Raw genomic sequence first — 4,976 nt, 5'->3', positions numbered from 1 at the left:
CCGTCTCCCGATGTCCACACCGACCCTGCCCGCCCGGGCTTCTACGCGACCCGGCTCTGGGTGACGGATAGCACGCCGGCCCGCACCAGGGGCGTCCGCGAAACCCTCGATCTGCCCCATACCATCGAGCCGCCGGCCATGGGGTCGAATTTCCGCTATTACGAATTCCCCCCGGACGCCACCTATATCGGCAAGGTGGGCCGGAGCGCGGTCGAGGAATATTTCGACGCCATGGGCTCGCCGGGCGCCGGCACCTACGACAAAGGCGCGCCCCATCCGTATATGCAGAGAACCAAAACCTTGGATTTCTGCTACATCCTGGAAGGTGAGATCACCCTTGTACTCGACAAGGAAGAGGTAGACCTCAAAGAGGGCGATACCGTCGTCCAGCGCGGAACCAACCACGCCTGGTCCAACCGGTCGGAAAAGCCCTGCATCGTGATCGTTTCCTCCCACGACGCTACCGACGAGGCCTGAAGGTGGCCAAGCAGCAGATTCCCTTCCGCCGCGTCGTCACAGGCAATGACGCCGATGGCCGGTCCGGCGTGCTGCTTGACGGCGACGCCGTCAACACCCGCCCCAACCCGGTGGTGCCGGGCACCGGCATGACCCAGTTCTGGTGCTTCGAAAACATGCCGGCGAGGATTTCCGGAGACGAAGACCTTGGCGCACCGCCATTTACCGATGCGCCGCCGCAAAACGGTCTTTTCCTGCGTTATGTGGAGTCGGCCAAGACGCCCGACGGTTACGACCCTGCCGAGGACCCCACGGCGACGCCCGAGCACGAACCGGTTTTCGAGCCGGTCACCGGTCGCGGCGACCGGGGCGGCCGTAACAAGGGGCAGTCGGGCATCCATATGACCCGTTCGGTTGATTACGGCTTTCTCATGGCGGGCAAGCGGACCCTGATCCTTGATGACGGCGCCAGCCACGACCTGGAAAAGGGCGATGTCGTCGTCGAATTGGGCAACTACCACGCCTGGAGCAATCCCTACGGCGAGAGCGTCATGGGCTACGTCATGATCGGCGGCACCTACGAGGAGTAGAGGCGATGGCGAGAGAAACCAGAAAACTGCGCCGCGTCGTCACCGGCAATGACGCCGAGGGCCGGTCGGCTGTCCTGTGGGACGGCGAGGCGCCTAACGCGAGCGTGCGCCCGACCGGGTCGTGGTTCACCGAGTTCTGGACGGTCCGGGAGACACCCCCGCTGATCACCGGGACCCGGGACGGCAGCGAGTGCGATTTTTCCATCTCGCCGCCCGACCGCGGCTTTCACTTCCGCATCGCCCAGACGCCGCCGGAGAAGAGGGAGGGGCTCGATGAGGAGCCGGCCAAGCGCAGCCGCGAGGAGCACAATGCCTCGGGTGTCACCGAACGGCGGGAAGACGGACCTCACTGGAACATGCACCGCACCGCCAGCGTCGATTACGCCTTCTGCGTCGACGGCGAGCGGACGCTGATCCTCGAAGATTCCGGCCATGTGCTTAGGAAAGGCGACGTCGTCATCCAGCTCGCCAACTGGCACTCCTGGTCCAACCAGACCGACGAGATCAGCAGCATGGCCTATCTGATGATCGGCGGCGAATTCCCTGATTAGCGGCTCGGCTTACAGCGGCTGGACCTTGAAGATTTCCTGGGTCGTGTCACCTAGCCCGCATTTCTCACCAGGATTACGGCCTGCGAAGGCGAGGCGGTGGCGGCTTTTGTCGCTTGTCATCTCGACCGGTGGAAAACGGCCGATCTTTTTGCCGAGCGCATCCAGGATGGATTGGGGCATGAAGTGGGCGTGGGTGGCGATGATCAGGAGGGGCCCCTTCCGTTGAGGAGTTCTTCGATATCGGCCATCCGCATGGGGACGGTGTGAATGGCGAGGCCGCGGGGCGCCAGTGCATCGTTGACAGCGCTGGCGATGGCGGCCGGGGCGCCGAGATAGCCGCCTTCGCCGGAGCCCTTCTGGCCGTGGGAGGTCAGCGGCGAGGGGGTGCAGTGCTCGGTATCCTTGACGTAGGGCACCTCGTGGATCGAGGGCATGACGTAGTCGACGAAGGTGCCGCTCAGGAACTGGCCGTCGGACGCGTAAGCGAATTTCTCATAGAGCGCGGCGCCGATGCCGTGGGCGACACCGCCAATGATCATGCCGCGCACGATGTCCGGATTGATCACCGTGCCGCAATCATGGGCGATGTAATAGTCGAGGATCGTCACCCGGCCCGTGTCGGGATCGATATCGACCAACGGCAAGTGTGCCTGGAAGGAAAAACAGGGATAGAGCTGCACCTTGTCCCGGTCATCGGGAAGCTGGCCGCCGCCTGGGACCTGCCAGGTGTGGATCGCCTGCAGGCCGGGTTCGAAGCCTTCCGGCAGCTTGTGGTACTGTCTGTGGGCGATGAAACAGAGTTCGCGCCAGGCAAGCTTGCGTTGGGGATCGCCCCGCACCGAGATATCGCCGCCGCTATATTCGAGATCGCTTTCCGGCGCGCCCAGATTGTGGGCGGCGATCTCCAGAAGCTGCGCCTTGATCTTGGCCGCGGCGCCGGCGGCCGCCGCGGCCAGCAGGACCGCCAGCCAGCGAGCCGCCGGGCACCCGGTCGCCCGCCCGGCCAGGCAGTAGGCGTGGGTCACCCATATCCCCTCCGGGTCCCGCTCCAGCTCCTCGCCCAGGATGGTCGCCATCATGGTCTCGTGGCCCTGGCCGGAGGTGGTGGTGCCCATGGTGCCGGTGATCTGGCCCTGCGCATCGATACGCACCATGCAGCCCTCCATGAAGGTCGTGATCTCGGCCGCCGGGTTCATCAGATACTCGAACATGTTGTTGCCACCGCCGGGTTCCAGGCAGGTGCCGATGCCTATGCCGGCCAGCCTGCCCGTGGCGCGCAAGCGATCCCGCCGGGCCACGAGATCGTCGTAGGCGGCAAGCTCCATCGCCTTGTCAAGGACCGTCGCGTAATCGCCACTGTCATATTTGGTGCCGCTGGGAATCTCGTAGGGGAACTCGTCGGCGCCGATGAAATTGCGCCGGCGGACTTCCAGGCGGTCCATATCGAGGGCGCGGGCGACCTTGTCCACCGCCGTTTCGATCATGAAATTGGTCGGTGCCTGGCCGAAGCCTCGCACCGGCACCTGGCCCGCCTTGTTGGAGGTAACGGAAATCGCCTCGTACTCGACGCTGTTGATTTTGTACGGCCCGACAATGGCGGCGATGGGCTTGCCGAGCTGGAAAGGGCCGCGCCCGGGATAGGCGCCGGCATCGTCGAGGGCGCGGATTTTTATCGACCGGATGATGCCGTCGCCGGTGAATGCGACCTCGGTATCGAATATCCGGTCCGGCCCATGGGCGTCGCTGCCTGCCATATTGTCGAGGCGGTCCTCGACAAAACGTACCGGAAAGCCCAGCTTGCGGCTCAGATAGCTCACACCAGCACCGTATGCTTGATGCCGCGCTTGACGCCGTAGCTGCCGCCGACATCGACATCCTGGTTGACCTTGATGTCGTTGAGGGGGAGGCGCAGCGCGCTCGCCAGCTGTTCGGCGTAATTGGGCATCTGAATGGACGCCCAGACCTCCATCGTCTCGGTACCCTCGTGCCATTGGGCCATGACGCCAAAGGTCTCGATAGGCACCGTCGAGGAGCGGCTCCAGCGCGCGCGGAATGAAACGGTTTGGTCGGCGGCGGCGAAATCCCGATCGACCGGGCCCCAGGTGAAGGTGTTTTGATAGAGAATGTTGGAGCCGTGACCCGGGTGGACGAGCGGTGCATCCGCGGACATGGCCGTTTCGGGATCGAGGATCGCCGGCAATGGCTCGTACGCGACCTCGATCAACTCCAGCGCGTCCTCGGCCAGGGCGCGGCTGTCCGCGACCACGGCGCAGACCCATTCCCCGGCATAGCGGGTCATCTCGTAGGCCAGCGGACGCCACTTCACTTCGGGCGTATTCAATCCGCCATAAAGCGGATTTGTCGCAGCCGCGATTTCGTCGCCGGTGAGCACGCCATGCACGCCGTCCATTGCCAGGGCGGCTGCGGCGTCGATCGAAACGATATTGGCCCGTGCATAGGGGCTCGCCAGCACCGCCATATGCTTGATGCCGGGCAATACTACGTCCTGGACGAAATTGCCGGCGCCCATCACGAAGCGCTTGTCTTCTTTCACCTGCCGCTTGCGGGAGACGAAATGGTAATTGCTGCCGCGGTGCTCGCTCATGACGCTGCCCTCAGGCTAGCGGCGGCGAGCCGGATGGCGTCGATGATCTGGGTATAACCGGTGCAGCGGCAGAGGTTGCCGCCGATCGCCTCACGGATCGCCTCTTCCGGCGGATCGGGGTCTCGATGCAAAAGCGCCTGGGCGGCAATCAGCATGCCGGGCGTGCAATACCCGCACTGCAGGCCATGCGCCTCGCGAAAGGCTTCCTGCAGTTCGCCCGGCTGCCCATCCGAACCGAGCAGGCCCTCCACCGTGGTGACTTCCTGGCCTTCGCATTGCACCGCGAAGATCAGGCAGGCGCGAACGGGAACGCCATCGAGGAGGATCGAACAGGCGCCGCAGACCCCGTGCTCGCAGCCCATGTGGGTGCCCGTCGCGCCCAAGGAATCGCGCAGGAAATCCAATAAGGTGGTACGCGGCTCGGCGGCGGCCATCCGCGCCTCGCCGTTGAGGATCAGGGTGACGTCGACCGGCTTCAAGCCTGTCCTCCCGCTTCGGCCACGGCGGCGGCGATCGCCCGGGCCGCGAGCTTTTGCGCGACCCGGCGCCGGTAACCTGCGCTGGCGTGGGAATCGCCGGCCGGATCGATGGCGTCATCGACGGCGGCGGCGGCCGCCGCGACCGTATCCTCGACGATGGTTTGCCCGATGAGGATGCTCTCCGCCGCTTCGGCGCGGACCGGCACGCCCGCCGCCCCGCCGATGGCGACCGCCGCCCCTTAGCAGGAGCCCTCATCGTTCAGGTATAACTGGAGCTGTCTCAAATACAAATCTC

General features: G+C 64.9%; 5 protein-coding genes and 1 pseudogene. 3 read left to right on the top strand and 3 right to left on the bottom strand.

The genetic code is table 11. The features are described 5' to 3' along the window. The 3 genes from F4X08_01630 to F4X08_01620 form a co-directional block, all read left to right on the top strand. Positions 1–477 (top strand): cupin domain-containing protein (locus F4X08_01630; protein ID MYD24502.1); only part of this gene is annotated, 477 nt, incomplete at its 5' end. 2 nt (positions 478–479) lie between these two features. Beyond that, positions 480–1,046: a hypothetical protein gene (locus tag F4X08_01625; protein ID MYD24501.1), complete on the top strand. Its 567-nt coding sequence runs from the start codon at positions 480–482 to the stop codon at positions 1,044–1,046. A 5-nt stretch (positions 1,047–1,051) separates the two neighbouring features. Then, complete coding sequence (locus tag F4X08_01620) at positions 1,052–1,597, top strand: hypothetical protein (GenBank protein MYD24500.1); 546 nt, start codon at positions 1,052–1,054, stop codon at positions 1,595–1,597. Between the two features lie 203 nt (positions 1,598–1,800). Here the strand turns inward: F4X08_01620 and F4X08_01615 are convergent. The 3 genes and pseudogenes from F4X08_01615 to F4X08_01605 form a co-directional block, all read right to left on the bottom strand. After that, positions 1,801–4,202: pseudogene (locus tag F4X08_01615) on the bottom strand (xanthine dehydrogenase family protein). Further along, the gene (locus tag F4X08_01610) at positions 4,199–4,681 is read right to left on the bottom strand and encodes a (2Fe-2S)-binding protein (GenBank protein ID MYD24499.1); all 483 of its coding nucleotides are present in this window, start codon (positions 4,679–4,681) and stop codon (positions 4,199–4,201) included. The pseudogene F4X08_01615 and the gene F4X08_01610 overlap by 4 nt, the downstream one beginning before the upstream one ends. Continuing rightward, positions 4,678–4,887, bottom strand: coding sequence for a hypothetical protein (locus F4X08_01605; GenBank protein MYD24498.1), 210 nt, complete (start codon positions 4,885–4,887; stop codon positions 4,678–4,680). The genes F4X08_01610 and F4X08_01605 overlap by 4 nt, the downstream gene beginning before the upstream one ends. Positions 4,888–4,976 lie beyond the last annotated feature (89 nt).

It is taken from the genome of Gemmatimonadota bacterium, from assembly GCA_009841265.1.
In the GTDB taxonomy this organism is placed as follows: Bacteria; JAAXHH01; JAAXHH01; order JAAXHH01; family JAAXHH01; genus JAAXHH01.
The sequence above is the reverse complement of the archived record's forward strand: the minus strand, read 5'-3'. Positions and strand labels throughout refer to the sequence as shown.

What these genes read in the sequence shown, in the direction of transcription:
- F4X08_01620 (MYD24500.1), top strand. Translation starts at nt 1,052, where the DNA reads ATGGCGAGAGAAACCAGAAAACTGCGCCGCGTCGTCACCGGCAATGAC.